28 protein-coding genes are annotated in these 25,481 nt (G+C 71.0%); 17 read left to right on the forward strand and 11 right to left on the reverse strand.

Annotated features, from left to right (window positions below):
- Positions 1-21: 21 nt before the first annotated feature.
- From FZ046_RS04910 to FZ046_RS04925, 4 genes are all read right to left on the reverse strand, one after another.
- A complete protein-coding gene (locus tag FZ046_RS04910; RefSeq protein WP_070352777.1) occupies positions 22-738 on the reverse strand; it encodes a class I SAM-dependent methyltransferase in 717 nt (238 codons plus the stop codon).
- Positions 732-1,979, reverse strand: a complete 1,248-nt coding sequence (locus FZ046_RS04915; RefSeq protein WP_070352778.1) for an MMP alpha-(1->4)-mannosyltransferase — start codon at positions 1,977-1,979, stop codon at positions 732-734. The genes FZ046_RS04910 and FZ046_RS04915 overlap by 7 nt, the downstream gene beginning before the upstream one ends.
- Positions 1,980-2,124: 145 nt before the next feature.
- Entirely contained in the window at positions 2,125-2,580 is a 456-nt protein-coding gene (locus tag FZ046_RS04920) for a PPOX class F420-dependent oxidoreductase (protein ID WP_070352779.1), read from the reverse strand.
- 22 nt (positions 2,581-2,602) lie between these two features.
- Positions 2,603-2,902, reverse strand: coding sequence for a hypothetical protein (locus FZ046_RS04925; protein WP_070352780.1), 300 nt, complete (start codon positions 2,900-2,902; stop codon positions 2,603-2,605).
- 160 nt (positions 2,903-3,062) lie between these two features.
- On the opposite strand from FZ046_RS04925, the gene FZ046_RS04930 reads away from it, so the two are divergent.
- The 9 genes from FZ046_RS04930 to FZ046_RS04970 all read left to right on the forward strand — a co-directional run bounded on the left by FZ046_RS04930 (position 3,063) and on the right by FZ046_RS04970 (position 12,595).
- Complete coding sequence (locus FZ046_RS04930; RefSeq protein ID WP_070352781.1) at positions 3,063-4,463, forward strand: acyl-CoA dehydrogenase family protein; 1,401 nt, start codon at positions 3,063-3,065, stop codon at positions 4,461-4,463.
- A 101-nt stretch (positions 4,464-4,564) separates the two neighbouring features.
- Entirely contained in the window at positions 4,565-6,409 is a 1,845-nt protein-coding gene (locus FZ046_RS04935) for a hypothetical protein (RefSeq protein WP_070352782.1), read from the forward strand.
- The gene (locus FZ046_RS04940) at positions 6,406-6,588 is read left to right on the forward strand and encodes a hypothetical protein (protein WP_070352783.1); all 183 of its coding nucleotides are present in this window, start codon (positions 6,406-6,408) and stop codon (positions 6,586-6,588) included. Before FZ046_RS04935 ends, FZ046_RS04940 begins: the two co-directional genes overlap by 4 nt.
- 20 nt (positions 6,589-6,608) lie before the next feature.
- Positions 6,609-7,043, forward strand: coding sequence for a hypothetical protein (locus FZ046_RS04945; protein ID WP_070352784.1), 435 nt, complete (start codon positions 6,609-6,611; stop codon positions 7,041-7,043).
- Positions 7,040-8,344: a hypothetical protein gene (locus FZ046_RS04950; RefSeq protein WP_070352785.1), complete on the forward strand. Its 1,305-nt coding sequence runs from the start codon at positions 7,040-7,042 to the stop codon at positions 8,342-8,344. The genes FZ046_RS04945 and FZ046_RS04950 overlap by 4 nt, the downstream gene beginning before the upstream one ends.
- Before the next feature lie 17 nt (positions 8,345-8,361).
- Positions 8,362-8,916, forward strand: coding sequence for an isochorismatase family protein (locus tag FZ046_RS04955; protein ID WP_070352786.1), 555 nt, complete (start codon positions 8,362-8,364; stop codon positions 8,914-8,916).
- A gap of 210 nt (positions 8,917-9,126) precedes the next feature.
- On the forward strand, positions 9,127-11,316 hold the full coding sequence (gene glgX, locus FZ046_RS04960; protein WP_176749547.1) for a glycogen debranching protein GlgX: 2,190 nt from the start codon (positions 9,127-9,129) through the stop codon (positions 11,314-11,316).
- Between the two features lies 1 nt (position 11,317).
- Entirely contained in the window at positions 11,318-11,914 is a 597-nt protein-coding gene (locus FZ046_RS04965; protein ID WP_070352788.1) for a hypothetical protein, read from the forward strand.
- A gap of 63 nt (positions 11,915-11,977) precedes the next feature.
- Positions 11,978-12,595, forward strand: a complete 618-nt coding sequence (locus FZ046_RS04970) for a flavodoxin family protein (RefSeq protein WP_070352789.1) — start codon at positions 11,978-11,980, stop codon at positions 12,593-12,595.
- A gap of 10 nt (positions 12,596-12,605) precedes the next feature.
- Here the strand turns inward: FZ046_RS04970 and FZ046_RS04975 are convergent, their stop codons facing one another.
- A complete protein-coding gene (locus tag FZ046_RS04975) occupies positions 12,606-12,965 on the reverse strand; it encodes a hypothetical protein (RefSeq protein ID WP_070352790.1) in 360 nt (119 codons plus the stop codon).
- A 65-nt stretch (positions 12,966-13,030) separates the two neighbouring features.
- Here FZ046_RS04975 and FZ046_RS04980 point away from each other — a divergent pair, with 65 nt between their 5' ends.
- The 3 genes from FZ046_RS04980 to FZ046_RS04990 are packed head-to-tail and all read left to right on the forward strand — an operon-like array spanning position 13,031 to position 15,199.
- A complete protein-coding gene (locus FZ046_RS04980; RefSeq protein ID WP_070352791.1) occupies positions 13,031-13,483 on the forward strand; it encodes a MarR family winged helix-turn-helix transcriptional regulator in 453 nt (150 codons plus the stop codon).
- A complete protein-coding gene (locus FZ046_RS04985; protein WP_070352792.1) occupies positions 13,480-14,394 on the forward strand; it encodes an ATP-binding cassette domain-containing protein in 915 nt (304 codons plus the stop codon). The genes FZ046_RS04980 and FZ046_RS04985 overlap by 4 nt, the downstream gene beginning before the upstream one ends.
- 52 nt (positions 14,395-14,446) lie before the next feature.
- Positions 14,447-15,199, forward strand: a complete 753-nt coding sequence (locus tag FZ046_RS04990) for an ABC transporter permease (protein WP_070352841.1) — start codon at positions 14,447-14,449, stop codon at positions 15,197-15,199.
- Here FZ046_RS04990 and FZ046_RS04995 read toward each other — a convergent pair.
- Together FZ046_RS04995 and FZ046_RS05000 are read right to left on the reverse strand one after the other, a co-directional pair.
- Complete coding sequence (locus FZ046_RS04995; protein WP_070352793.1) at positions 15,196-17,064, reverse strand: ArnT family glycosyltransferase; 1,869 nt, start codon at positions 17,062-17,064, stop codon at positions 15,196-15,198. The two genes, FZ046_RS04990 and FZ046_RS04995, sit on opposite strands and share 4 nt — an antisense overlap.
- A 66-nt stretch (positions 17,065-17,130) precedes the next feature.
- On the reverse strand, positions 17,131-18,411 hold the full coding sequence (locus FZ046_RS05000) for a maltokinase N-terminal cap-like domain-containing protein (protein WP_070352794.1): 1,281 nt from the start codon (positions 18,409-18,411) through the stop codon (positions 17,131-17,133).
- 90 nt (positions 18,412-18,501) lie between these two features.
- On the opposite strand from FZ046_RS05000, the gene FZ046_RS05005 reads away from it, so the two are divergent.
- On the forward strand, positions 18,502-19,305 hold the full coding sequence (locus FZ046_RS05005) for a HugZ family pyridoxamine 5'-phosphate oxidase (RefSeq protein WP_070352795.1): 804 nt from the start codon (positions 18,502-18,504) through the stop codon (positions 19,303-19,305).
- Between the two features lie 55 nt (positions 19,306-19,360).
- Positions 19,361-19,939: an orotate phosphoribosyltransferase gene (pyrE, locus tag FZ046_RS05010; RefSeq protein WP_070352796.1), complete on the forward strand. Its 579-nt coding sequence runs from the start codon at positions 19,361-19,363 to the stop codon at positions 19,937-19,939.
- On the opposite strand, the gene FZ046_RS05015 is transcribed toward pyrE, so the two are convergent.
- From FZ046_RS05015 to FZ046_RS05030, 4 genes are all read right to left on the reverse strand, one after another.
- Complete coding sequence (locus tag FZ046_RS05015) at positions 19,936-20,982, reverse strand: ABC transporter ATP-binding protein (protein ID WP_070352797.1); 1,047 nt, start codon at positions 20,980-20,982, stop codon at positions 19,936-19,938. The genes pyrE and FZ046_RS05015 overlap by 4 nt on opposite strands.
- Positions 20,979-21,668 (reverse strand): ABC transporter permease, encoded by a 690-nt coding sequence (locus tag FZ046_RS05020; protein WP_083298179.1) that lies wholly within the window; start codon positions 21,666-21,668, stop codon positions 20,979-20,981. The genes FZ046_RS05015 and FZ046_RS05020 overlap by 4 nt, the downstream gene beginning before the upstream one ends.
- Before the next feature lie 83 nt (positions 21,669-21,751).
- Positions 21,752-22,603 (reverse strand): ABC transporter permease, encoded by an 852-nt coding sequence (locus FZ046_RS05025; RefSeq protein WP_070352842.1) that lies wholly within the window; start codon positions 22,601-22,603, stop codon positions 21,752-21,754.
- Positions 22,600-23,733 carry an ABC transporter substrate-binding protein gene (locus FZ046_RS05030; RefSeq protein WP_070352798.1) on the reverse strand — a complete coding sequence of 378 codons (1,134 nt, stop codon included), beginning with the start codon at positions 23,731-23,733 and terminating at the stop codon, positions 22,600-22,602. The genes FZ046_RS05025 and FZ046_RS05030 overlap by 4 nt, the downstream gene beginning before the upstream one ends.
- Positions 23,734-23,925: 192 nt before the next feature.
- Here FZ046_RS05030 and FZ046_RS05035 point away from each other — a divergent pair, with 192 nt between their 5' ends.
- From FZ046_RS05035 to FZ046_RS05045, 3 genes are all read left to right on the forward strand, one after another.
- Entirely contained in the window at positions 23,926-24,594 is a 669-nt protein-coding gene (locus FZ046_RS05035) for a hypothetical protein (protein WP_070352799.1), read from the forward strand.
- A 1-nt stretch (position 24,595) separates the two neighbouring features.
- Positions 24,596-25,006 carry a TIGR03668 family PPOX class F420-dependent oxidoreductase gene (locus FZ046_RS05040; RefSeq protein WP_070352800.1) on the forward strand — a complete coding sequence of 137 codons (411 nt, stop codon included), beginning with the start codon at positions 24,596-24,598 and terminating at the stop codon, positions 25,004-25,006.
- A 114-nt stretch (positions 25,007-25,120) separates the two neighbouring features.
- The gene (locus tag FZ046_RS05045) at positions 25,121-25,420 is read left to right on the forward strand and encodes a hypothetical protein (RefSeq protein ID WP_070352801.1); all 300 of its coding nucleotides are present in this window, start codon (positions 25,121-25,123) and stop codon (positions 25,418-25,420) included.
- The last annotated feature ends 61 nt before the right edge of the window (positions 25,421-25,481 follow it).

A 25,481-nucleotide genomic window follows, 5' to 3' on the forward strand; every position in this document is an offset into this window, starting at 1 on the left:
AATCTGATGGGCCCGCACCCGTCACTGCTCCGGCTTGCGGAAGTACAGCGCGACGCTCTTGCCGATCAGCGGGTTCAACACCGCCTCGGCGTTGCGGGTCAGCCACGGCCGGGACATCATGTCCCACACCAGCAGCTTGTGGTACGCGGTGACCGCGGGGTGCGTCGGCTTGTCGACGCCGACGGCGCACTTGAGCCACCAGAACGGCGCGTGCAGCGCGTGCGCGTGGTGGCGGTGCTCGAAGACCATGCCGCGCGAGGCGATCTTCTCGTGCAGCTCGTCTTCGCGGTAGATCCGGATGTGGCCGCCCTCGTTGGCGTGGTACTCGTCGCTCAGCAGCCAGCACACCTTCTCCGGCAGCCAGCGCGGCACGGTCACCGCGAGCCGGCCGCCCGGCCGCAGCACGCGCACCAGCTCGTCGATCGCCCGGTCGTCGGCGGGGACGTGCTCGAGGATCTCCGAGGCGATGACGCAGTCGAATGCGCCGTCGGCGTAGGGCAGGTCCAGGGCGTCGCCCTTGACCGCCTCGGCCGTGGCGTACTCCGGCGCCTCACCCTCGGCGGCCATCGCCTGCAGGATGGCGTCGACGTCGTTGAGGTCCTCGGCACTCTGGTCGAACGCGACGACGTCGGCGCCCCTGCGATAGGCCTCGAAGGAGTGCCGTCCGGCGCCGCAACCGACGTCGATGACGGACGTGCCCCTGCCGACACCCAGCCGGTCGAAGTCGACGGTCAGCATGCCCCTGCCTTCCTCTCGGCCGTGCGCTGCGCGCGTTCGTACACCGCCACCGTCTGCGCGGCAACGGATTCCCAGCTGAACACCTCGAGCGCACGGCGGCGGCCGGCGGCGCCGAGGCGCTGTAGTTCACGCGGCGAGTCGAGCAGCTCGCCGAGCACGCGTGTCAGATCGTCGACGTCGCCGGGGTTCACCAGACGCGCGCACTGCCCGTCGGGGCCGACGACCTCCGGCAGCGCGCCGGCGCGGCTCGCCACGATCGGGGTGCCGCTCGCCATGGCCTCGACGGCCGGCAGCGAGAAGCCCTCGTAGAGCGAGGGGATGCAGGCGACCTCGGCCGAGGACAGCAGCGCGGCGAGTTCGGTGTCGCTCAGGCCGCTCGAGATGTGCACGATGTCGGAGATGCCGAGTTCGGCGATGAGCTTCTCGGTGGGGCCGTTGGGTTCCAGCTTCGCGACGAGCTGGACCTCGACGTCACGTTCGACGCGCAGCCGCGACACCGCGTGCAGCAGGTGGCTGACGCCCTTGAGCGGGACGTCGGCGCTCGCGATCGCGATGATGCGGTTGCGCACCCGGTCCGGCGCCGGGGTGAACAGCTCGGTGTCCACGCCCAGCGGCACCACGTGCAGTTGGCTCGGCGCGACACCGAAGTCCTCGGCGATGTCGGTCGCCGACGTCGACGACACCGTCAACAGCTCGGGGATCTGCCGGGCGACGGTCTTCTGCATCTCGGCGAAGCCGTACCACCGGCGCACCAGCGGCTTGCGCCACCAGGCCGCCGCCGCGACGTCGACGACGCGGTCGCGGGTGATCGGGTGGTGCACCGTGGCGACCACCGGCAGCCCGAGGTGGGCGATGTCGAGCAGCGCGGTGCCGAGGCTCTGGTTGTCGTGCACGACGTCGAAGTCGTCGCGGCGGTCGGCGAGGATGCGCGCCATCCGCATGCAGAACGTCTTGGGCTCCGGGAACGCCGCGGTCCACGTGCTGAGCAGCTCCAGCAGGTCGATGCGGTCGGTGATCTCGCTGGGCCTCGGGATCCGGAACGGGTCGGGCTCGCGGTAGAGATCCAGGCTGGGCACCTCGGTCAGCCGCACCCGGGGATCGAGTCCCTCCGGATACGGCGGTCCCGAGAAGACCTCGACGTCGTGACCGAGGTCGACGAGGCCGCGACTGAGGTGCCGGACGTACACGCCCTGACCGCCGCAGTGCGTCTTGCTCCGATAGGAGAGCAGGGCGATCCGCATACTCAGTTCACCGCGACCAGAGTCGACGGAAAGGCTCTGGACATGTGTCCAGACTATAGTTTGACGGGCTATCCGCCGCAACGCGGTCCGTCCGGTCCTGCCTATCACACCGGCGGTCGCGGCACGCGGCGTCTCCGCGGGCCGGCTACCCGGGCGGGAATCCGCCTGTGGCCACCGGGCCCCACCGCGTCGGCGTGACCCGGATGAGGCACTTGCCCTGCGCGACCATCGCGGCGCGGTACTCGTCCCAGTCCGAATGCTCACCGGCGATCACGCGGAAGTACTCGACCAGCGGCTCGACGGCGTCGGGCAGTTCCACGACCTCGGCGTCGCCGTCGACCTGGACGTAGGGACCGTCGAACTCGTCGGAGAGCACCGTGACGCTGGCCCGTGGTGTGCGCTTGACGTTGGCGGACTTCGCGCGCTGCGGGTAGGTGGCGATCACGATGCGGCCCTCGGCGTCCACGCCGCCGGTGACCGGCGAGGACTGCAAGGAGCCGTCGCGGCGGAAGGTGGTGAGCACCATCCGGTGCCGGGGCCGGACGAAGTCGAGCAGTTCGGAGGGGCCGACGGCGTCCGCCGTCGCGTACTTACGCGCCATGGCTCCACGCTACGGCCCTGCATCACTGCCGCTTGAGCGTCCAAGCGGGCACCCAATGCTCGACGCTGCGCCGCTCGGCGCCGTAGACGACGTCGTAGCGGACCCAGCCCCACCAGTGGCCCTGCTCGCACAATCCCCAACACGACAACCGGCCCTCCACCACCGAATGCATCTGCAGCCCGCACGGGTGGTAGCCGCCGGACCGGTGCGGTTCGCGCGGGAACACCGCCGCGAGGTCGACGGACACCGCGATCGGCGGGTCGACGCGACGGAACACCGGTGGGACGGGCTGGCCGTTGTGACCGATGGACTTGAGCGCCACCGTTCGATCATATGTTCGAACGAAGGTCGGGAGAAGATCGCGGTGTGGCCGGCGTCGGACCGACCCGGCGACGCGTCGCACACGTCGGACGAAACGTGATTCCGATCATGCGGAAGTGGGTATCGAGTGAACACTCGTCCACTCGGCCCGGGAGGTTCACGTGAGCTTCGACCTCACCCCCACCGTCGCGCAGCACGATCTCGCGCGGCGCACGCACGCGTTCGCCGAGACCGTCGTCCGGCCGGTGGCCGCCGACTACGACAAGCGCCAGGAGTTCCCCTGGCCCGTCCTGGAGGAGGCCGCCGAGCAGGGCTTCTACAGCCCGCTGTTCTACCGCGACCTCATCGGCGACCCGTCCGGGCTGTCGCTGCCGATGTTCATGGAGGAGCTGTTCTGGGGCTGCGCGGGCATCGGCCTCGCGATCGTCATGCCCGCCCTCGCGCTGTCCGCGATCGGCCAGGCCGCGACGCCGGAACAGATGCTGCAGTGGGCGCCGGAGTGCTTCGGCAGCCCCGGCGATCTGAAGCTCGCCGCGCTCGCCATCTCCGAACCCGAGGGCGGTAGTGACGTCCGCAACCTGCGCACCCGTGCACGCCGCGCCGGGCCGGGACCGGACGCCGACTGGATCATCGACGGGCACAAGATGTGGATCGGCAACGGTGGCATCGCCAACGTGCACGTGGTCAACGCCGTCGTCGACGAGGAACTGGGGCACCGCGGCCAGGCGCTGTTCGTCGTGCCGGGCGGCACCCCGGGCCTGCAGCTGGTGCGCAAGCTCGACAAGCTGGGCTGCCGCGCGTCGCACACCGCGGAGCTGAAGTTCGACGGCGTCCGGGTGCCCGCGGGCAATCTGCTGGGCGGGCCGGACAAGCTCGAGCACAAGCTCGCGAAGGCGCGCGAGGCCGTCGCCGGCGCCAAGCACTCCGGCTCCGCGACGCTCGGCACCTTCGAGCAGACCCGGCCGATGGTCGCGGCGCAGGCCCTCGGCATCGCTCGCGCCGCCCTGGAGTACGTCACCGAGTACGCCAACCGCCGGGAGGCATTCGGCGCCCCGATCATCGACAACCAGGGCATCGCCTTCCCGCTGGCCGACCTGGCCACGCGCATCGACGCCGCGCGGCTGCTGACGTGGCGCGCGTCCTGGATGGCCGCCAGCGGCGTGCCGTTCGAGCGCGGCGAGGGATCGATGTCCAAGCTCGCCGCCAGCGAGGTGGCGGTCGCGGCCACCGAGCGCGCCATCCAGACCATGGGCGGCTGGGGCTACGTCTCCGACCATCCGGTGGAGAAGTGGTACCGCGACGCCAAGCTGTACACGATCTTCAAGGGCACCAGCGAGATCCAGCGCGTCGTCATCTCCAACGCGCTCGGCGCCGGCGACGGCCGCCCGCCGCTGCACGTCGACCTCGAACCGTCCGGCGGGCCGCTCAACGCGTGGTTCGGCCGCGGGACCCCGGCGCGCACCCGGGTGGCCAACGCCGCGCTGGACGCCAAGGACCGCGTGCCGAGCCCCGTGATGAACCTGGCCATGAAGGTGCTCAAGCCGCCGACGGCGAAGAAGTGACGTGACGCGAATCGACCAGGCGGTACCTCTGGTCACGCATACCGAGTTCTGGCAACATTACCGGTCGGTAGGTTGGGCCGGCCCGAACACGACGAGTGGGGATGACGATGCAGTCTTGGCAGTCTGAAGTCACGTACCTTGCCCAGGGCACCGAAGGAGGTGGCGCGGCGCTCAACGAGGTCATCGGCATGTCGGTGGTCGGCGCCATCGTCGGTGCGGTCCTGCTGTGGATCGGTTACCTGCACCGCATGCGCAAGATCACCTGGCTGGCGAACCTCGGCGACTGGGCCGGGCGCAAGTTCCACCGCCCGCCGTGGGTCGCGCTGCCGGTGATGCTGTTCATCAGCACCATCATCTGCGCGCTGTTCGGCTTCATCTGGGACGTCAGCCTGCACATCGGCAAGGGGCGCGACCCCGGTCCGCTGGCCAACCCCGCGCACTACTTCATCCTGTTCGGCCTGTTCATCCTGTTCGTCGCGGGTTGCCTGGCCTGCGTGCTGCCCTACGACAAGCCCGGCCCGTCGGCCGTGCGCATCACGCGGCACTGGTACGCGCCGGTCGGCGGCATCCTCATGGCCGGCTGCGGGCTGTACGCGCTCATCGGCTTCCCGCTCGACGACGTCTGGCACCGGATCTTCGGCCAGGACGTCACGCTGTGGGGCCCCACCCATCTCATGATGATCGGCGGCGCCGGCTTCTCCACCCTCTCGGCGCTGTACCTGGAGCACGAGGGCCGGCGCGCCGTCGGCGAGGACGCCCCGAAGGACGGCCCCGGCCTGAAGTTCGTGCAATACCTGGCCTTCGGCGGCCTGATCATCGGCCTGTCGGTGTACCAGATCGAGTTCGACTTCGGCGTCATGCAGTTCCGCCAGGTCTTCGAGCCCATGCTGATCGCCGCGGCGGGCGCCTTCGCGCTGGTCGCCGCACGCATGATGCTCGGCCGCGGCGCCGCGATCATCGCGGCCGTCCTCGCGATCGCCCTGCGCGGCCTGGTCGCCCTGATCGTCGGCCCGGTGCTCGCCGCACCGATCAACTGGTTCGCCCTCTACCTCGGCGCGGCCATCGTGATCGAGCTGCTGGCCTTCACCCCGCTCATCCGCAAGCCGCTGCTGTTCGGCGTCGTCGGCGGCATCGGCGTCGCGACCATCGGGCTGTGGCTCGAGTCGCTGTGGATCGACGCCGTGTACCAGTACAGCTGGCCCAGCAGCATCTGGCCCGAGGCGCTCGCCATGTCGGTGCCGGTCGCCGCGCTGACCGGTGCGTGCGGCGCCATGGTCGGCATGGTGCTGACCAACCAGCAGCTGCCGCGGCGGGCCATCGGCATCGGCATCGTCGTGCTGACCGTGCTCGCGATCGGTGGCGCCACCGCCAACGGCCTGCGCTACGACGTCCCGCAGAACGCGACCGCGTCGTTCACCCTCACCGAGGCGCCCAGCATCGGTGACCAGCGGATGGCCACGGCCGACGTCCGGATCAACCCGCCCGACCTGATCAGCGAGAACCCGAACTGGGTGTCGATCCTCGGCTGGCAGGGTGGCCTCGCCAACCAGCGCGGGCTGTTCGTCGACCACCTCGAGATTGTCGGCCCCGGCCACTACCGCTCGACCGCGCCCATGCCGGTGTCCGGGTCGTGGAAGACGCTGCTGCGCGTGCACGACGGCCGCACCATGGCCGCGGTACCGATCTACCTGCACGGTGACCCGGGCATCGGCGCGGCGGAGGTGCCGGCCGAGGCGTCGATGACGCGGCCGTTCGTCGCGGAGATCACCATCCTGCAGCGCGAGCGCAACCCGGAGACGCCGGAGGTCCTGTGGACCATCGGCTGCCTGGTGGTGCTGTTCTGCACGCTGGCCCTGATCGCCGGACTGTCCTGGGGTGCGGGTCGGCTCAACAAAGCCGAACCCACCACCAGCAAGCCCGAATTCGAACCGTCCGCACAGTCATGACGGGAGGGCCGGTCGTCACGGTCCTCGCCGATCACTCGGTCCTGCTTGCCATTCCGGCGTTCGCCCCGGCGATCGTCGTGGTGGGCGTGGTCGTGTACATCGCGATGCGCGACCGGCGCCGGGGTGACGACGAGGACGACTCTCACAGTGATTCGCCAGCATCGGCGGGAGAGGATTGACCACCGTGGACACATGGACGATGACGAAGGCCCTGACCGCGCTGACCGCCGCCGCACTGCTCACCGCGGGCTGCGGCGGGGGCGGTGACACCGCGAGCACCGGGAGCAGCACCAGCGGCGGTGCGACGGCGAGCACGCCGTCGGGCACCGCGGCACCCGAGCTGACCGATCAGCAGGAGGCCCCGGCGCGGCTGAACATCGACGTGACGATCAAGGGCGGGCAGGTGACGCCGACCAACGAGCAGTTCGAGACCCGCGTCAACGAGCCGATCGTCGTCCGGGTCAACAGCGACACGGCCGACGAACTGCACGTGCACTCCAACCCGGAACACTCGTTCAAAATCGAGCCGAAGAGCGGCCAGGCGTTCCAGTTCACGGTGGACGTGCCGGGCAAGGTCGACGTCGAGCTGCACGAGGCGAACAAGACGATCGCCACCATCAACGTGCTGCAGTGATCCTCGCCCACGGACTCGGTGGGTCCGCGGACCTGCCGATCCCGCTGACGTACGCACTGATCGGCGGGGCGTGGGCGCTGACGTTCACGTTCGCGGTCGTCGCATTGGCCTGGAAGAAGCCGCGCTTCGACCCGGACCGGCAGGGCCGGCCGCTGCCCCGATGGTGCACCGCCGCCGTCGACGCTCCCGCCGTGCGCTGGGCGGTGGCCCTGCTCGCACTGCTGGCGACGGTGTGGATCGCGGTGGCCGCCGCCTTCGGCCCACAGACCGGCGAGAACGCGCTGCCCGGCGTGTTCTACGTGCTGCTGTGGGTAGGTCTGGTCGCGCTGTCGGTGCTGTTCGGGCCGGTGTGGCGGCTGCTGTCGCCGGTGCGCACGGTCTACCGCTTGCTGCCGTTCTCCCGGCGGCCCGCACCCGCGGTCTACCCCGAACGGCTCGGCTACTGGCCCGCGGTGCTGGGCCTCTTCGCGTTCGTGTGGCTGGAGCTGGCGAGCCCGAACCCGGGATCGCTGTGGGCGGTGAAGCTCTGGCTGGTCGCCTACCTGGTGGTGACGTTCCTCGGCACCGTCGCGTTCGGCCGGCGCTGGCCTGCACGGGCCGACCCGTTCGAGGTGTACGGCGTGGTGGCCTCGCGCATGGCGCCGCTGCGCCGCAACGCCGACGGCCGGGTGGCGCTGGGCAATCCGTTCGACCACCTGCCGACGCTGCCGGTGCGGCCGGGCACCGTCGCCGTGCTGGCGGTCCTGCTCGGGTCCACCGCGTTCGACAGCTTCTCGGCCATGCCGCAGTGGCGCGGTTTCGTCGACGACGCGTCGGGCGGCTCGCTGCCGCTGGCGGTGCTGATCCGCAGCGTCGGGCTGCTGACGTTCGCGGTGGTCGTGGCGTCGACGTTCTGGCTGGCCGCGCGCGCCACCGGCGGCGTCGACGCCGACACCCGCCGCCGGCTGCCCGGGCTGATGGCGCACTCGCTGATCCCGATCGTCATCGGCTACGTGTTCGCGCACTACCTCACCTACCTCGTCGAGCGGGGCCAGCAGACGCTGCTGCGCCTGGCGGACCCGTTCGGGTCGGGCTGGCTCGGCGACGTGCAGGTGGCCTACGTGCTGTCCCTGCACCCCGGGGTGCTCTCGACGCTCAAGGTGCTGTTCGTCGTGCTGGGCCACGTCGCCGGTGTGATCGCCGCGCACGACCGCGCGCTGCGCATCCTGCCCAAGCGCCACCAGCTGACCGGGCAGCTGGCGATGATGCTGGTGATGGTCGGCTACACCTTCACCGGGCTGTACCTGCTGTTCGGCGGCTGACGCAGTACCGTCGACGCATGCGGGCCCTGATCGTCGTCGACGTCCAGAACGACTTCTGCGAGGGCGGCTCCCTGGCCGTCGACGGCGGAACCGAGGTGGCCCAGGCCATCTCGGCCCTGCTCGCCCAGCACGACTACGACCACGTCGTCGCCACGAAGGACTACCACATCGATCCCGGCGATCACTTCTCCGCCGAGCCCGACTACCGGGACTCCTGGCCGCCGCACTGCGTCGTCGGCACCGACGGCGTCGACTTCCATCCCGGCTTCGATCCCACCGCCGTGGAAGCCGTGTTCCACAAGGGGCACTACTCGGCGGCCTACAGCGGCTTCGAGGGCCGGCACGCCGACGACGAGACGCCGCTGCCGGACTGGCTGCGCCGGCATGACGTGGACGCTGTCGACGTCGTCGGCATCGCCACCGACTACTGCGTGCGCGCCACCGCCCTCGACGCGGCCGCGGCCGGGTTGCGCACCCGGGTGCTGCTCAACCTCACCGCCGGGGTGTCCCCGACGTCCACCGCCGCGGCCGTGGACGCGCTGCGCGCCGCAGGCGTCGAGATCGCCGACTGACGGGCCCCCGCCGCGATTTGTGAGCGCTCGCGTTCGGTGAGCGAACGAAAGCGCTCGTGAATCGCCAGGAGGCGGGGGTGAGAGTGGCCACGAGGGCGCTACCCGCGTTTGCGACGGGCCGTAAACGGGCAGATCAGGCTGCGCGGACAAGCGGCCATACCTCCCTCGACGAGCGTCTCGCCCGCCATGCTCCCGCGCTGGGCGCACCGTATGGTCGCCTTGGTCGGACCACCGTTGTCTCATGAAGGGGAAAGGCCCACCGTGACCCAAGCCGTGCAGGACACGACATTCGAGATCTGGCGTGGAAAGGCCTACCCGCTGGGTGCCACCTACGACGGCTCCGGCACCAACTTCGCGGTGTTCAGCGAGGTGGCCGAGAAGGTCGAGCTGTGCCTGTTCGACGCCGACGGTGCGCAGACGGCGTGCTTCACGCTGCCCGAGATCGACGGCTTCGTGTGGCACGGCTTCATCCCGAACATCGAGCCCGGCCAGCGCTACGGGTACCGCGTGCACGGGCCCTACGACCCGGCCAACGGGCACCGCTGCAACCCCAACAAGTTGCTGCTCGATCCCTACTCGAAGGCCATCGACGGCACGTTCGACTGGAACCAGTCGCTGTTCGGCTACGACTTCGGCGAGGAGGACAGCCGCAACGACGACGACTCGGCCGACAGCATGCCGAAGTCGGTCGTCATCAACCCCTTCTTCGACTGGGGCATCGACCGCCCGCCGAACCACGAGTACGCCGACTCGGTGATCTACGAGGCCCACGTCAAGGGCCTCACCGAGACGCACCCCGACATCCCCGAGCAGATCCGCGGCACCTACGCCGCGGTGGCGCACCCGGCGATCATCGAGCACCTGCAGGCGCTCGGCGTGACCGCCATCGAGCTGATGCCGGTGCACCACTTCGCCAACGACTCGACCCTGGTGGACAAGGGACTGTCCAACTACTGGGGCTACAACACCATCGGGTTCTTCGCCCCGGACAGCAAGTACAGCAGCAGCCCGAATCCGGGCGGCCAGGTGCAGGAGTTCAAGGCCATGGTCCGCACGCTGCACGAGGCGGGCATCGAGGTGATCCTCGACGTGGTCTACAACCACACCGCCGAGGGCAACCACATGGGCCCGACGCTGTCGATGCGCGGCATCGACAACACCGCCTACTACCAGCTGGTGGCGGACGACAAGAAGTACTACATGGACTACACCGGCACCGGCAACAGTCTGAACGTCAGCCACCCGCACTCGCTGCAGCTCATCATGGATTCGCTGCGGTACTGGGTCACCGAGATGCACGTCGACGGGTTCCGCTTCGACCTCGCCTCGACGCTCGCCCGTGAGTTCTACGACGTCGACCGCCTGGCGACGTTCTTCGAACTGGTGCAACAGGATCCGACGGTCAGCCAGGTGAAGCTGATCGCCGAGCCGTGGGACGTCGGCCCCGGCGGCTACCAGGTGGGCAACTTCCCGCCGCAGTGGACGGAGTGGAACGGCAAGTACCGCGACACCGTGCGCGACTTCTGGCGCGGCGAGCCCGCCACGCTCGACGAGTTCGCCTACCGCCTCACCGGGTCGGCCGACCTGTACGAGCACACCGCCCGGCGCCCGGTCGCGTCGATCAACTTCGTCATCGCCCACGACGGCTTCACGCTGCGGGACCTGGTGTCCTACAACGAGAAGCACAACGAGGCCAACGGCGAGGACAACAACGACGGCGAGAGCCACAACCGCTCCTGGAACTGCGGCGTCGAGGGCCCGACCGACGACCCCGAGGTGCTCGCGCTGCGCGCCAAGCAGGAGCGCAACTTCCTCACCACGCTGCTGCTCAGCCAGGGCGTGCCGATGATCTGCCACGGTGACGAACTCGGACGCACCCAGGGCGGCAACAACAACGGCTACTGCCAGGACAACGAGATCACCTGGGTCGACTGGTCTTCGGCCGACGAGGGCCTGCTCGAGTACACCCGCGCGGTGTCGGCGTTGCGGGCCGCGCACCCGGTGTTCCGCCGGCGCCGGTTCTTCAACGGCAAGCCCGTCGGCCGACGGGGCCAGGAGGGACTGCCAGACATCGCCTGGTTCACCCCCGAGGGCACCGAGATGACCGGTGAGGACTGGGGTTCGGGCTTCGCCAAGTCGGTCGCGGTCTTCCTCAACGGCATGGGCATCCCGGACCGCGACGCCCGCGGCCAGCGCGTCGTCGACGACTCGTTCGTGCTGTTCTTCAACGCGCACTACGAGCCGATCGACTTCACGTTGCCGCCCAAGGAGTTCGGCACCGAGTGGGTGACCGTGCTGCGCACCGACGGCGGCGAGGAGCAGACCGTCGCGGCGGGCGAACCCCTCACCATCGACGCGCGCACGACGGTGGTGCTGCAGGCCGTGCCGGCCGAGGCCTGACGTGGTCCTGGACACGCTCGGCGAGGCGGTCACCGCGACGGTCTCCGCCGTGCTCGGTGACCGCACCGGCCTGTTCGCCCAGCGCGGTGCGCTGTTTGGGGCGACGCTGACGATCGACGCCGACGCCCGGGTGCCGGACGGGACCGCGCTGCTGCGGCCCGGCTCCCGGGACGCGCTGGTCCGGCTGGCCCCGCTGACGGATCTGAACGTGCCGCGGACGGTGTCGATCAAGGTGCCCGACGCCTACGGCGAGGGGCAGGATCAGGACTTCCTGCTGGCGTCCTCCGGGAACGGCGCGCCGCTGCACCACGCGGTGCTGCCGTCGACCGGGTTCGGGCACCTGTACTCGTCGCTGTGGCTGTACCTCGCCGGGCTGGAGCCGGTGGCGTTCGGTGCGCGGGTGTACACCGGCGACACCGAGCTGCCCGGCGCCGGCGACCGCATCGAGTTCCTGCTCAGCGGCGTCCTGTCCCGCTTCCGGCAGGTCGGCACGCTGGAACTCGGCGACGAGATCGTCGGTCAGCAGCTCGACTTCGCGGCCGCCCACACCGGCGGCGGGCTGCGGGCACTCCCGCCGGCCTCATTCTACCGGGGCTGACGGGCGCGTGACGCGTCGCTGACACGGTGCGTGTCCGGGCGATTGCCGGGTATGCGGTCAGCCATGACCGAACCGAACCTGACCGCACTCGCGCTGGTCCTCAGCCTCAAGCCCTCCCCCGCGCCGTCGAGCAGCGCGTTGATGGCGAGTCACGTCATGGCTCGGCTCGCCGACGAGGGCGTCACCGGTGAGACCGTGCGGGTGGTCGATCACGACGTCAGACCCGGCGTGGAACGCGACATGGGCGAGGGCGACCAGTGGCCGGCCATCCTCGAGAAGGTGCATGCCGCCGACATCCTGGTGTTCGCGACGCCCACCTGGGTCGGACACATGACGAGCGTCGCGCAGCGGGTGCTGGAACGTCTCGACGCCGAGATCTCCGAGACCGACGACGACGACCGGCCGGTGCTCACCGACAAGGTGGCCGTCGTCGCGGTGGTCGGCAACGAGGACGGCGCCCACCACATCGTCGCCGACGCCTTCCAGGGCCTCAACGACGTCGGCTACAGCATTCCCGCGATGGGCTGCACGTACTGGAACGGCGAAGCCATGAGCGGCGTCGACTTCAGCGACCTCGACGAGGTGCCCGACCCGGTCGCGTCGGCCACCGCCACCGCCGCGCAGAACGCCGCACACCTCGCCAGGGCGCTCAAGGCCGCGAAGTACCCGCCGCCGAAGTGACCCGCGCCGGTCAGTCGACGACGTCGTAGAACGACTCGCCGTCCTCCGGCGTGCCGTCGATCTGACCGCGCGAGGTGCCGTGCGCCGACGGGTCGAGCCGGTCGAGTGCGTCGTCGGAGAGATCCTCCTCGTCATCGGAGTCTTCGTCGTCGGAGTCGTCGTCGTCGGAGTCGTCCTCGGAGTCGGGATCGTCCTCGTCCCCGACGTCGGGGACCTCGTCGGCCAACCGCTCGTCGAGGGTCTCGTCCTCCTTGGCCTCGATCCACTCCTCGGGCGGGTCGGTCACCTCGTCGCCGTCGTCGTTGCGCACCTCGTCGGAGTCGAGCGACTCGGACTCGTCGAGCGGGTTGTCGTCGAAGCCATCGGTCATGGCGACATGCTCGCACCCGGCGCTCATCGGCACCAGCGCACCAATGACTCTGTAACAGAGGTAATGTGTTCGGCGTGACCGCCGACCTCACCGCCGACCTGTTCGGCGCCGTCGGTCGTTTCCGTCGCCAGGTGCGCCGCTCCGCGGGCCCGGCCATCGGCACCGGACTCCCCGAGTCGCAGGCCGAACTGCTGCGCCTCGTCGGCCGGCGGCCCGGCATCTCCGTCCGCGAGGCCGCCACCGAACTCGGTCTCGCCCCCAACACCGCCTCCACCCTGGTGTCGCGGCTGTGTGCCGACGACATGTTGATCCGCACCGTCGACCCCGACGACCGCCGCATCGGCCGATTGCAGCTCACCGACGCCGCCCAGCGCATCGCCGACGCGTCCCGCGCCGCTCGGCGCGCGACGCTCGCCGCCGCTCTCGCCCGCCTCGACGGCGATCAGATCGCCGCGCTGCGAGACGGTGTGGCCGTCCTCGACACACTCACACACGTCCTGCGCGAGGAGAACCCATGAGCCCACCACCCAACGCTGAGCCCAATGCGCGGCCCGCCGCGGTGCCCGATGCGCGGCCCGCCGCGGTCGACTGCCGGCACCTCACCCACCGCTACGGCGACCACACCGCCGTCGACGACCTGACCCTGAGCGTGCACGCCGGTGAGACGCTCGGGCTGCTCGGCCCCAACGGCGCGGGCAAGACCACGGTGGTCCGGGTGCTGACGACGCTCACCCCGGCGCAGTCCGGTGACGTGACGATCTTCGGCCTCGACTCCCGACGCGACACCCTCGACATCCGCCAGAACATCGGCTATGTGCCGCAGCAACTCTCGATCGAGTCCGCGCTCACCGGCCGGCAGAACGTCGACCTGTTCGCCCGCCTGTACGACGTGCCGCGCCGGCACCGCCGCGCCCGGGTCGACGAGGCGCTCGCGGCGATGACGCTGCTCGACGTCGCCGACGATCTGGCCGGCACCTACTCCGGCGGCATGGTGCGCCGCCTGGAACTGGCTCAGGCACTGGTCAACCGGCCGTCACTGCTGATCCTCGACGAACCCACCGTCGGGCTCGACCCCATCGCGCGCGACGGCGTCTGGTCCCAGGTGGCGCGCATGCAGGACGAATACGGCATGACCGTGCTACTCACCACCCACTACATGGAGGAGGCCGACGCGCTGTGCGACCGCGTCGCCCTCATGCACCACGGCGTCCTGCAGACGGTCGGCACCCCGGCCGACCTCAAGGCCGAGGTCCGGGCGACCCGCGCTGGACCCGACGGCGACTCGGACGGTGATCTCGCGGACGCCCCGGAGGTGTCGCTCGAGGACGTCTTCAAGCACTTCGCCGGCTCGGAGCTGTCCGGTGACCAGCAACGCCGCGGGCTGCGCGAGATCCGTTCGGCGAGAAGGGCGGCGGGCCGTGCCAACTGACGTCGAGGTCCACCTCGTCCGCGCACCGCGCCGACTGCGCCGCGTGCCCGGCATGCTGCGCCGGATGGGCGCCTTCGCGCTCGTCGAACTGCAGAAGCTCAGCCACGACCGCAGCGAACTGCTCACCCGCATGGTGCAACCCGCGCTGTGGCTGCTGATCTTCGGGCAGACCTTCTCCCGGCTGCACGTCATCGACACCGGCGACGTCGAATACCTCGCGTTCCTCGCGCCCGGCATCATCGCGCAGTCGGCGCTGTTCATCTCGATCTTCTACGGCATCCAGATCGTGTGGGACCGCGATGCGGGGATCCTCGCGAAGCTGATGGTGACCCCGGCGCCCGCGTCGGCGCTCATCACCGGCAAGGCGTTCGCCGCCGGTGTACGCTCGGTGGCCCAGGTGGTCGGCGTGCTGATCATCGCCTACCTCATGGGCATTCACCTCACCGGCAACCCGCTGCGCATCGCCGCCGCCATGGCCATCGTCATCCTCGGCTCGGCGTTCTTCGCGTGCCTGTCCATGACGCTGGCCGGGCTGGTCCGCAACCGCGACCGCCTGATGGGCATCGGCCAGGCCATCACCATGCCGCTGTTCTTCGCCTCCAACGCGCTCTACCCGGTGGACGTCATGCCGGCGTGGCTGCGCTGGCTCTCGTCGGTCAACCCGCTGAGCTACGAGGTGAATGCCCTGCGCGCACTGCTTCTCGGCACACCGGGCAACACGGTGCTCGACGTCGGCGTCCTGCTCGGCGCGGCCGTCCTCGGCGTTCTCGCCGCATCGGCGCTGCTGCGCCGCCTGGTCCGCTAGCCCGTCCGCGGTGGCTGCGTCAGGTCGTACACCGTGTCGCCGCCGATGCGCTGCGGCACGTAGGTGAACGCCACCCAGCGTGCGATGTCGGCGTGGCTGCGCGCATTCCAGCCGCGCCGGCTCCCCGAGCTGGTCGTCACGTAGTACGCCACCTTGCCCGCCGCCACGTCCTGCTGGAACTGCGACAGCGTCGGCGTCGGGTCGATGCCGGAGAAGCCGCCGATCGCCATCACCGCGGTGTGCGAGGACAATTCGAGCGCCGCCGCGTTGGACGACCGGTCGATCGCCGCCGACCACTCGGTGTGCGTGGCCGCCAGCATCCGGTCCAGCTCGGGATTGTCGGCCGAACGCCCCCACACGCCGCTGCTGCGACCCGGCTTCGCCGGTCCCACCAGGGGTCCACCGCCGGAGTGCGCGGTGTCGACGGTCGCCACCGCGTACGCGCCGCTGCCGGCCAGCGCCCCGGCGACCGCGACGGCAGCCACCCCGATGGCGACGCCGCGCCGCTGCGCCACCCACGGCAGCAGCAGCGCCACCGCCGCGGCCACGCTCAGCGCCAGGATCGACCACCGCAGCGCCGGCAGCCAGTGCGGGTTGCGGCCCAGCAGCGCACAACTCCACGCGCCGGTGCCGAGCAGCAGCACCAGGAACACCGCGCGGAAGAACCGCGCGTCGCGCCGCGCCCAGCACTGCTGCAGGCCGATCGCGAACATCGCGGCGACGGCCGGCGCGATGGACAGGCTGTAGTACGGGTGCACCATGCCGTGCATGTAGCTCAGCACCACCCCGTCGAGCAGCAGCCAGCCGCCGAACAGGACCGTCGCGGCGCGCACGGCGTCGGTGCGGGGCCGGCCGTGCCGCGCGATCAGCACGACCACCACCGCCAGCAGCGCCGCGGGCACCAGCCAGCCGATCTCGTAACCGAATTCGCCGGTGAACAACCGCGACCAGCCCTGCTTCTGGCTGCCGAAGTCGGTGACGCCCGGCAGGTCCGCCAGCGCCCCCGACGGCGGCGCGCCGTGGTTGCGACCCAGGATGCGGGCGAGGCCGTTGTAGCCCAGCACCAGATTCATGAAGCTGTTGTCGGTCGAACCGGCCAGGTAGGGCCGCGAGGACGCCGGCCACCACATCGTCAGCAGTACGAACCACCCCGCCGAGACGAGCATCGCCGCAACGGCGAGCAGCACGTGCACCACGCGGGTGCGCAGCGGGGCGGCCGCGGCGAGGAGGTAGGCCGCCGCGAGAGCGGGGGCGAGCATCAGGCCCTCGAGCATCTTGGCGAGGAATGCCCCGCCCAGCGCGACGCCCGCGAGCGCCACCCAGCGCGCACCGCGGTCACCGGTGACGGCCCGCACCGTGCAGTACGCCGCCGCGGTCATCAGCAGCACCATCACCGCGTCGGGGTTGTTGAACCGGAACATCAACGCCGCGACCGGCGTCACCGCCAGCGCGGCGCCCGCCACCAGACCGGCGCGCGGCCCGGCGACCCGGGCGACGCCGCCGTAGAGCAGCGCCACCGCAAGGACCGCCATGAGCGCCTCGGGCACCAGCATGCTGGCGCTGCTGAAGCCGAACAGCTGGCCCGAGAGCCCCATCACCCACTGCGAGAGCGGCGGCTTGTCCACGGTGATGAAGTCGTGCGGGTCCAGCGAGCCGAACAGCAGCGCCTTCCAGTCGGTGGCGCCGGCCTGCGCCGCCGCCGCGTAGAACGCGTTGCCCATCCCGTTGATCGTGATCCGCCACAGGTAGAGCACCGCGGTGCCCAGCAGCAGGGCGGCCAGGGCGAGCCGCTGCCCGGGCAGGCGGCGGACGTGGCGGAAGGGTCCGAGGGCGCTCGTCAGCGAGGCCGGCGGTGCGGTCGTCACACCCTAGTGACGCATCGCCACCGTGGACGCGGCTGTGAAGCGCCCGCGAGCTTGCTGGGTGGGGGTCTAACTCAGCAGCCGGGCGATCGACGCCATCGGGATGGGCAACCAGTCCGGCCGGTAGCGCGCCTCGTAGCCGGCCTCGTAGATGGCCTTGTCGAGTTCGTAGGCGGCGAGCAACTCACCGGTCGCCCGCGGATCGGCTCCGGCGGCCGCGGCGTACCCGTCGCAGAAGGCGGCGGCGTTGCCGTCCACCCACTGCCGGGCCGCCGCGGCCAGCGCCTCGTCGTCGCCGTGGCCGACCAACCGCTGGAAGGCGGCGTATTCGTAGGAGCGCAGCACGCCGGCGACGTCGCGGACCGGCGAATCGGGACGGCGCCGCTCGGGCAGCGGCTGCCCGGGCTCGCCCTCGAAGTCGATGACCAACCAGGCCTGCGGCGTGCGCAGCACCTGGCCGAGGTGCAGGTCGCCGTGGACGCGCTGCACCGGGAACGACGTGCCGGCCAGCCCGCGGTACCGCTCCTCGATCACGTCGGCGTACTGCGCGACGCGCGGCACGGCGTTGGCGATCAGGCCGAGCCGCCCGAGCAGCGTCTCGAGCGGGAACTCACGGGGCTCGGAGCCGAGTTCGGCGGCGAGCGTGCGGTGCACCGTCGCGACGGCCTCGCCGAGCAGCCGGGATTCGGCGGTGAAGTCGGTGAAGCCGTCGCGCACGCTGGCGGTGGCCATGTCCCACCCCTCGGTGGAGCCCGCCGCGAACGCCGTCAGCATGCCCAGCGCGTAGGGTTCGCCGCCGAGATCGGTCTCGATGGAGCCGAGCAGGCGCGCGACGTGGCCGTTGCTGGCGCGGGCCAGCACGCGGTTCAGTTCGATGTCGGGGTTGACCCCCGGGGTGACGCGGCGGAACAGCTTGAAGATGGCGTCCTGGCCGAAGACCACGCTGGTATTGCTTTGCTCCGCGCCGATCACCCGCGTGGGCGCGTCCAACGGCAGCGCCGCACCGGGTTCGGCGAGGAAGCGCAGCGGCCCGACCGTCTCGGACGACGCGACCAGGGCGAGCAGGTGCCGGCTCGCGTCCGGGTCGAACAGCGCGTCGTAGGCGGTGCGGCCGCCATCGTCGCCGATGGTCGCGACGTCGGCATGCGCCTCGTCCACGGGCGCCCCGCCCCACCGGATCACCACCTGGTAGCGGTCCACCGAACCGTCGGTGTACCGGGCATCCAGCAGCACCAGGTCCAGGTCGTCGCGCAGCGGCGTCACCAGCGCCTCGGTGACGTCGATGAGGTCACGGCCGCGGCCTGCGTACCAGCGCCGCGCGGTCAGCCAGTTCTCGTATGCCAGCGTCATCGCCCAACAGCTACCCAGCCTCGCCGGTATCGAATCACGCTGCCGTGAGCGGCGACCCGGGACGGCGATCCGCGCAGGTAGAGTGCCGACGTGAGCACTCTGCGCGATCACGGCGACCCCGGCGACGCCCCCTCGGTCCCCCCGCCGCTGACGCCGGTCGTCAACGCCGCGCGGCCGTCGGCCGCCGAGGAGGCCCGCACCATCGCGGCGTCGACCAACACCGGGACGCTGGCCACGCTGACCGCCGACGGCGACCCGTGGGCGTCGATGGTGACGTTCGGGCTGCTGGACGGCGCGCCGGTGCTGTGCGTGTCCAACCTCGCCGAGCACGGACGCAACCTCGCCGGCGACCAGCGCGCGAGCATCGCCGTCACCGCGCCCGCCACGGACGCCGACCCGCTGGCCAACCCGCGCATCACCCTGGCCGGGGTCGTCGCACGGCCGACGGGCGACGAGTACGACGCCGCCCGCGCCGCGCACCTCGCGGCGGTGCCCGCGGCGAAGTACTACGTCGACTACTCCGACTTCACGCTGTGGGTGCTGCGCGTGCACCGGGTCCGGTGGGTCGGCGGCTACGGCCGGATGGACTCCGCGACCGGTCCCGACTACACCGCAGCCGCACCCGACCCGGTGCGGCCGGCCGCCGGCGGGGCGATCGCCCACCTGAACGCCGATCACGCCGATGCGCTGGCTGCCATGGCCCGCACACTCGGCGGCTACCCCGACGCCACGGCCGCGACGTGCACCGACCTCGACCGGTACGGCCTCGACCTGCGGGTCACGTGCGCGCGCGGCATCGCCTACACCCGGGTGGGCTACGCGACGCCGATCGACTCGGCCGACCAGCTGCGCGCCGCGGCCGTCGAGCTGACCCGCCGCGCCCAGCAGGCGTAGCGGGGCGCGCCGCGGCGGGACGGCGACCGGTGCCGCAGCGGATACGATGCCGCACATGCCCGAACCGACCGACCGCCCCGACAGCTGGCACGCCGCGTTCGACCTGATCCGCACCCGCGGCTACGAGCGCCGCACCGAACCGTTCACCCTCGCCAGCGGTCAGCTGAGCCACGACTACATCGACGGCAAGTACGCGGTCGACACCGGTGAGCGGCTGACGCTCGTCAGCCGCGCCGTGGCGGACCTCGCGCAGCGGTCGGGCATGGAGTTCGACGCCGTCGGCGGCCTGACGATGGGTGCGGATCCGCTGGCGCACGGCGTCGCGATGGTCACCGGCAAGGCGTGGTTCTCGGTGCGCAAGGAGCAGAAGCAGCGCGGCCGCGAGCAGTGGGTCGAGGGCACCCGGCTCGCACCCGGCACCCGGGTGCTGCTGGTCGACGACGTCATCAGCACCGGCGGCTCCACCGAGATCGCCTTCGAGCGCGTGACGGCGCTCGGCGCGGTCGTCACCGGCGTGATCCCCATGGTCGACCGCGGCGACGTCGCGACCGGGCGCTTCGCCGCCCGCGGCGTGCCGTTCGCGGCGCTGGTCACCTACCGCGACCTGGGCATCGAACCGGTCAAGGACGTCTAGGCGCGCTCGGCCGGAACCACCAGCACCCGCGTCGGCTCGACGCCGAGGGTGACCGGTGCGCCGGGCTCGAAGGCCCGCGCCGCCGCGCTGGTCAGCTGGGCGTCGACGACGGTGCCATCGGCAAACGCGGCGTAGACCCGCGAGATCGGGCCGAGGAACGCCACCGACTTCACCGTCGCCGTGCCACCCGGGTCGGCGCTGACCGTGACCGCCTCCGGCCGCAGCAGCGCCGTCCCGGTGCCCGTCGTGATCGACCCGTGCAGCGTCGGCACCGACGTGCCGAGCAGCCGGGCCTGCCCGTCGCGCACCTCGGCGGGCAGCTTGTTGTGCAGGCCCACGAACTCGGCGACGAACGGTGTCGCCGGGGCGGCATACACCTCGGCCGGGGGCGCGAGCTGCTCCAGCCGCCCCTGGCTCATCACGCCCACCCGGTCGGCGACGGCGAGCGCCTCCTCCTGGTCGTGGGTGACGAACAGCGTCGTGGTGCCGACCTCGAGCTGCACCCGTCGGATCTCGTCGCGCAGCTGCACCCGCACCTTCGCGTCGAGCGCGGACAGCGGCTCGTCGAGCAGCAGCACGCTCGGTTCGATGGCGAGCGCCCGGGCCAGGGCCACGCGCTGCTGCTGCCCGCCGGACATCTCGGCGGCGTACTTGTCGACGTGCGCGGACAGGCCGACGAGGTCGAGCATCTCGCCGGCGCGCCGGCTGCGGTCGGCCCGGCCCCGGCCCCGCACCTTCAGCCCGAACTCGACGTTCTGGCGGGCGGTGAGATGCGGGAACAGGCTGTAGGCCTGGAACACCATGCCCATGTCGCGCTTGTTCGCGGGCACCGCGGTGACGTCGCGGCCGCCCACCGACACCGTGCCCGACGTCGCCTCGTCGAGGCCCGCCAGGATGCGCAGCGCCGTGGTCTTGCCGCACCCCGAGGGGCCGAGCAGCGCCACGAACTCGCCCGGTTCGATGTGCAGGGTCAGCCCGTCGAGCGCCCGGACCGTGCCGTACACCCGTGTCAGCTCGGTCAGTTCGACACCGACACCGGTCATGCTCTGCGCCTCCGTCTGGTCAGCAGGGACAGTCCCACCAGCAGGACGAAACCGAACAGCAGCACCGCCAGCGAGGCCGCGACCGACGTCGGTCCGTCGCTCTTGCCGATGGCCACGATCTGCACCTGCAGGGTCGTGAAGCCCGACAGCGACGCGATGGTGTACTCGCCAAGCACCACGGCCACCGAGATGAACGCCGCCGACAGCACGCCGGAGGCGATGTTGGGGACCACGACGCGCAGGATCGTGGTCAGCCAGCCGGCGCCGAGGGACCGCGCCGCCTCGGCGAGCGTCACCAGGTCGATGGCCGACAATGCGGCGTCCAGCGCGCGGTAGGCGAACGGCAGCACGACGACGACGTAGACGAACGTCAGCGTCAGCGCCGACTCGCCCAGCAGGTAGGTGACCCACAGGTACACGTTCTTCAGCCCGACGACGATCACCAGCGCTGGAATCGTCAACGGCAGCAGGCACAGGAACTCGACGATGCCCCTTGCCCACGGCGTGCGCAGCCGCACCCAAATCATCGTCGGCACCAGGATCAGCAGCATCACCGCCACGGTGAGCGCGGCCAGCAGCAGCGACGTGACGATCGCGGCGAACAGTGCGTCGTCGGCGAACAGGTTGGCCCACGCCGCGCCGGTTCGCCCGCCGGAGCGCAGGTTTCGGGTCGAGAAGTCCGCCATGGCGTACAGCGGGAAGCAGAAGAACAGGCCGAACAGCACCCACAGCGCACCCCGCACCACGGTGGCCCCGGTCCCCCGCTGCCTCACCGCAGCCACCTCGCCGTCCGGCGCACCAGCAGGTGGTAGGCCACCATGACGACGGCGACGACCACGATCATCTCGAGCGCCAGCGCGTAGGCGAAGCCGGCCTGGCCGAGCACCACCTCGCTCGTCAGCGCGGCGCGGATCAGCAGCGGCAGGATCGGGCTGCCCTGGCTGACGAGCGCCGCGGCGGTCGCGTAGGCGGCGAAGGCGTTGGCGAACAACAGCAGTGCGGCGCCGAGGAACGCCGGCGTCAGCAGCGGCACCGCGACCTCCCGCCAGTACTGCCACGTCGACGCGCCCAGGCTGACCGCCGCCTCGCGCCACTGCTCGCGCAGACCCTCCAGCGCGGGCAGGAAGACGATCACCATGAGCGGGATCTGAAAGTACGTGTACACCAGCACCAGTCCGGACAGGCCGTACAGCCAGCCCGACCCTGCGAGGTTCGCCCCGGTGACGCTCTGCACCCACAGCGTCAGCACGCCGTTGAGGCCGACGGTGGCTAGGAACGCGAAAGCCAGTGCGACGCCGCCGAATTGGGCCAGCACACTGCACAGGCTCAGCACGGTGCGCCGGATCACCGACTCGGCGGGCCTGCTGACGATCAGCCACGCCAGCACGGCGCCGAACACCGCACCGAGGACCGCGGTCCCGGCCGACAGCAGCACGCTGTCGACCAGGGCGTGCAGGGCGGTGTCGGAGAACAGCGCCGCGATGCGCGCCAGGGAGAAGCCGTTCTCGTCGACCACCGCGCCGATCACGACGGTGACCGTCGGGACGACGAGGAAGATCGTGACGAGCGCGAAGAACGGAAGGAGCGGAACCGAATCCCGCAGGCGGCGCAGCAGGATCAGCCGACCGCCTTCGCCCAGTTGGCCTCGAGGTACTTCGTCGCGGCCTGGTTCTGCTCGACGGAGACGAACGTGGCGGCACCGTCGACCGGCGGCAGGACCGCGTACGCGGCGCGGTCGATGGTCCCCTTGATCACCATGGTGTCGGCGCGCACCGGGCGGGCGCCGCCCTGCAGGTACAGGTTCTGGCCCTTGTCGCTGAACAGGAATTCCTGCCACAGCCGCGCCGCCGCCGGATGCGGAGCATCGGCGTTGATCGCCTGGTAGTAGTAACCCGCCACCGCGGCGTTCGGCGGGACGACGACCTTCCAGGACGGCAGCTTCTTGGTCTCGGCCACGTTCAGGTAGTCCCAGTCGATGACCACGGGGGTCTGGCCGGACTCGATGGTCGCGGGCGTCGGGTCGACGGGCAGGAAGTTGCCCGCCGCCTTGAGCTTCCGGAAGAACTCGACGCCGGGCGCGATGTCGTCGGGTGACCCGCCCTGCGAGATCGACGCCATCATCACGCCGGAGAACGCGGCACCGGCCTGCGTCGGATCGCCGTTGAGGGCGACCTTGCCCTTGAACTCCGGCTTGAGCAGATCGTCGACGCCGGCGATGGCGGGGACCTTCGCCGAGTCGTAGCCGATCGACATGTAGCCGCCGTAGTCGTTGACCCACTTGCCGCCCGGGTCCTTGAAGTTCTCCGACACGTCGCCGAAGGTCTCCACCTGGTACGGCGCGAACGCATCGGTGTTGGCCAGGGCCACGGACTGGCCGAGGTCGAACACGTCGGGCGCGGTCGACTTGCCCTTCTGCTGGTTGGCGGCGTTGATCTCGTCCTGGCTGGCGGCATCGGGCTGCGCGGAGTTCACCTTGATGCCGTACTCGTCGCCGAACGCCTTGATGATCGCGCCGTAGTTGGCCCAGTCCGGCGGCAGGGCGATCACGTTGAGTTCGCCCTCCTTCTTGGCGGCGTCGACGAGGCCCTGCAGGCCGCCGAAGTCCTTGGCCGAGGTGGCCTCGCCCGCCTTGACGCCCGAGGAGGTCTGCTCGCCGCCCGAATCCTTCTCCGGCGGGGCGCAGGCGGTGATGCCCCCGGCGAACAGGAGCAGACAGGCACTGGCGGCCGCGGTCACGCGGAGAGTCTTCATGGCCGAACCTTCTCACGAGCGGGCCGGCACGTCAGTGGCGACGACACCAATCGACGGTGTCGAGACCGCGGCGCCGGGATGAACGGTGCAGACCTTACCGGCGCACCCGCCGACCTGCGCCGGAACCGAAATCCTCGGCGACGCGGCGTCACCCGCTGCACGATTGCGCAGGTCGCCGCTTAGCATCGAGGGGTGGTGGACCGTGGAGCCGAGCCGGACTCCGACGAGCGGGGCGACGTCCTCGCCGCGGACGACGCTGCCGTCGGCGCGGAATCCCGCCCCGTGCACGTCGATCCGACGCCCACCGATCCGGTGCCGGTGGTCGAGCCGAGCTTCGACTACCTGCTCGCCGACGCCGACGCGGGCCACCCCGAGCCCGTCGCCGACGGGCACCGCGGCGTGGCGTGGAGTGAGTGGCGCGAGGACCCCGCCGCGCACGACCGCTTCGACGCGTTCGACGCCACCACCTGGAACTTCAAGGCGCCGCCACCGCCGTGGTACTCCTCGACCGGTGCGAAGCTGGGCATCGCCGCCATCGCCCTGGCGGTCGTGACGCTGGTGGTCGCGGTGGTGCTGCTGGCGTTCCGCACCTCCGACGAGGGCACCGAGGCGCCCGCCCCGCCGCCGCCCACGACGTCGGCGCCCACCACGACCACCACGACGACGCAGCCGGCACCGCCCCCGCCGCCACCTCCCCCGCCGCCGCCGGCATCCGAGGCCCCGCCCCCGCAGGCGCCGGTGTACCAGCGTCCGCGCCAACAGCAGCAGCCGTCGAAGAAGCCCGAGATCGGGGTCACCCGGACGCCGGCCACCCGATCGCCCATCAGCGTCGCGCCGCAGCGCCCCGCCGGACGCAACTGACGTGCCCGGCGCCTTCGATGCGGCGGCGCGGTTCGCGAGCGCACCGGTCGCCGTCCTCACCACGGTCCGCGCCGACGGCAGCCCGCACGCGGTGCCCGTCGTGTTCGCCGTCCGCGACGACGTCGTCTTCACGGCCGTCGACGCCAAGCGCAAGTCGACCCAGCGGTTGCGCCGGCTGGCCAACATCGCCGCCGAGCCGCGCGTCAGCCTGCTCGTCGACCACTACGAGGACGACTGGAACCGGCTGTGGTGGGTCCGCGCCGACGGCGTCGCGCGCGTGCACGACGCCGGAGAGGAGATGGCGACCGGCTACGGCCTGCTGCGGGAGAAGTACGCGCAGTACGACCGCGTCGCGCTCGACGGCCCGGTGGTGACGATCGCGGTGCAGGCCTGGACGGGCTGGCAGGCCTGAAGGCTCGAATAGCGCCGCGCACCGTGGGTTTCGCCGTGATGGCGAAAGCTGCCATGATTCGTACAATTCCTGCCAGGGGGATGAGAATTCGCTGAGGAGCCGGTTTCACCGGTCATGATCACCTTCGGCATCACCACCGTCGTCGCGGGCGGCATCGCCGCGGCCGCACTCGGATTCGCCGCCCCGTCCCTCGCCGCACCGAGCGGCCCGGGCAGCGCCCAGGACACCATCAGCAAGCTGCAGTCCCAAGGCTACGAGGTCATCGTCAACCACGTCGGCAGCACGCCACTCGACGAGGCCACCGTCGTGGCGGTCCGACCGGGCCAGACCTACAGCCGCACCGACTCCGGCACCCCGGGCGACAGCCTGGAGACGACGATCACCGGCAAGACGGTCTACGTCGACGTGAAGTAGCCGCCCTCCCGGCACGCAGTGCGCCGCGTTCCGGGGACAACCGGCGCGCGGGCGTGTCACG

The organism is Mycolicibacterium grossiae (genome assembly GCF_008329645.1).
GTDB lineage: Bacteria > Actinomycetota > Actinomycetes > Mycobacteriales > Mycobacteriaceae > Mycobacterium > Mycobacterium grossiae.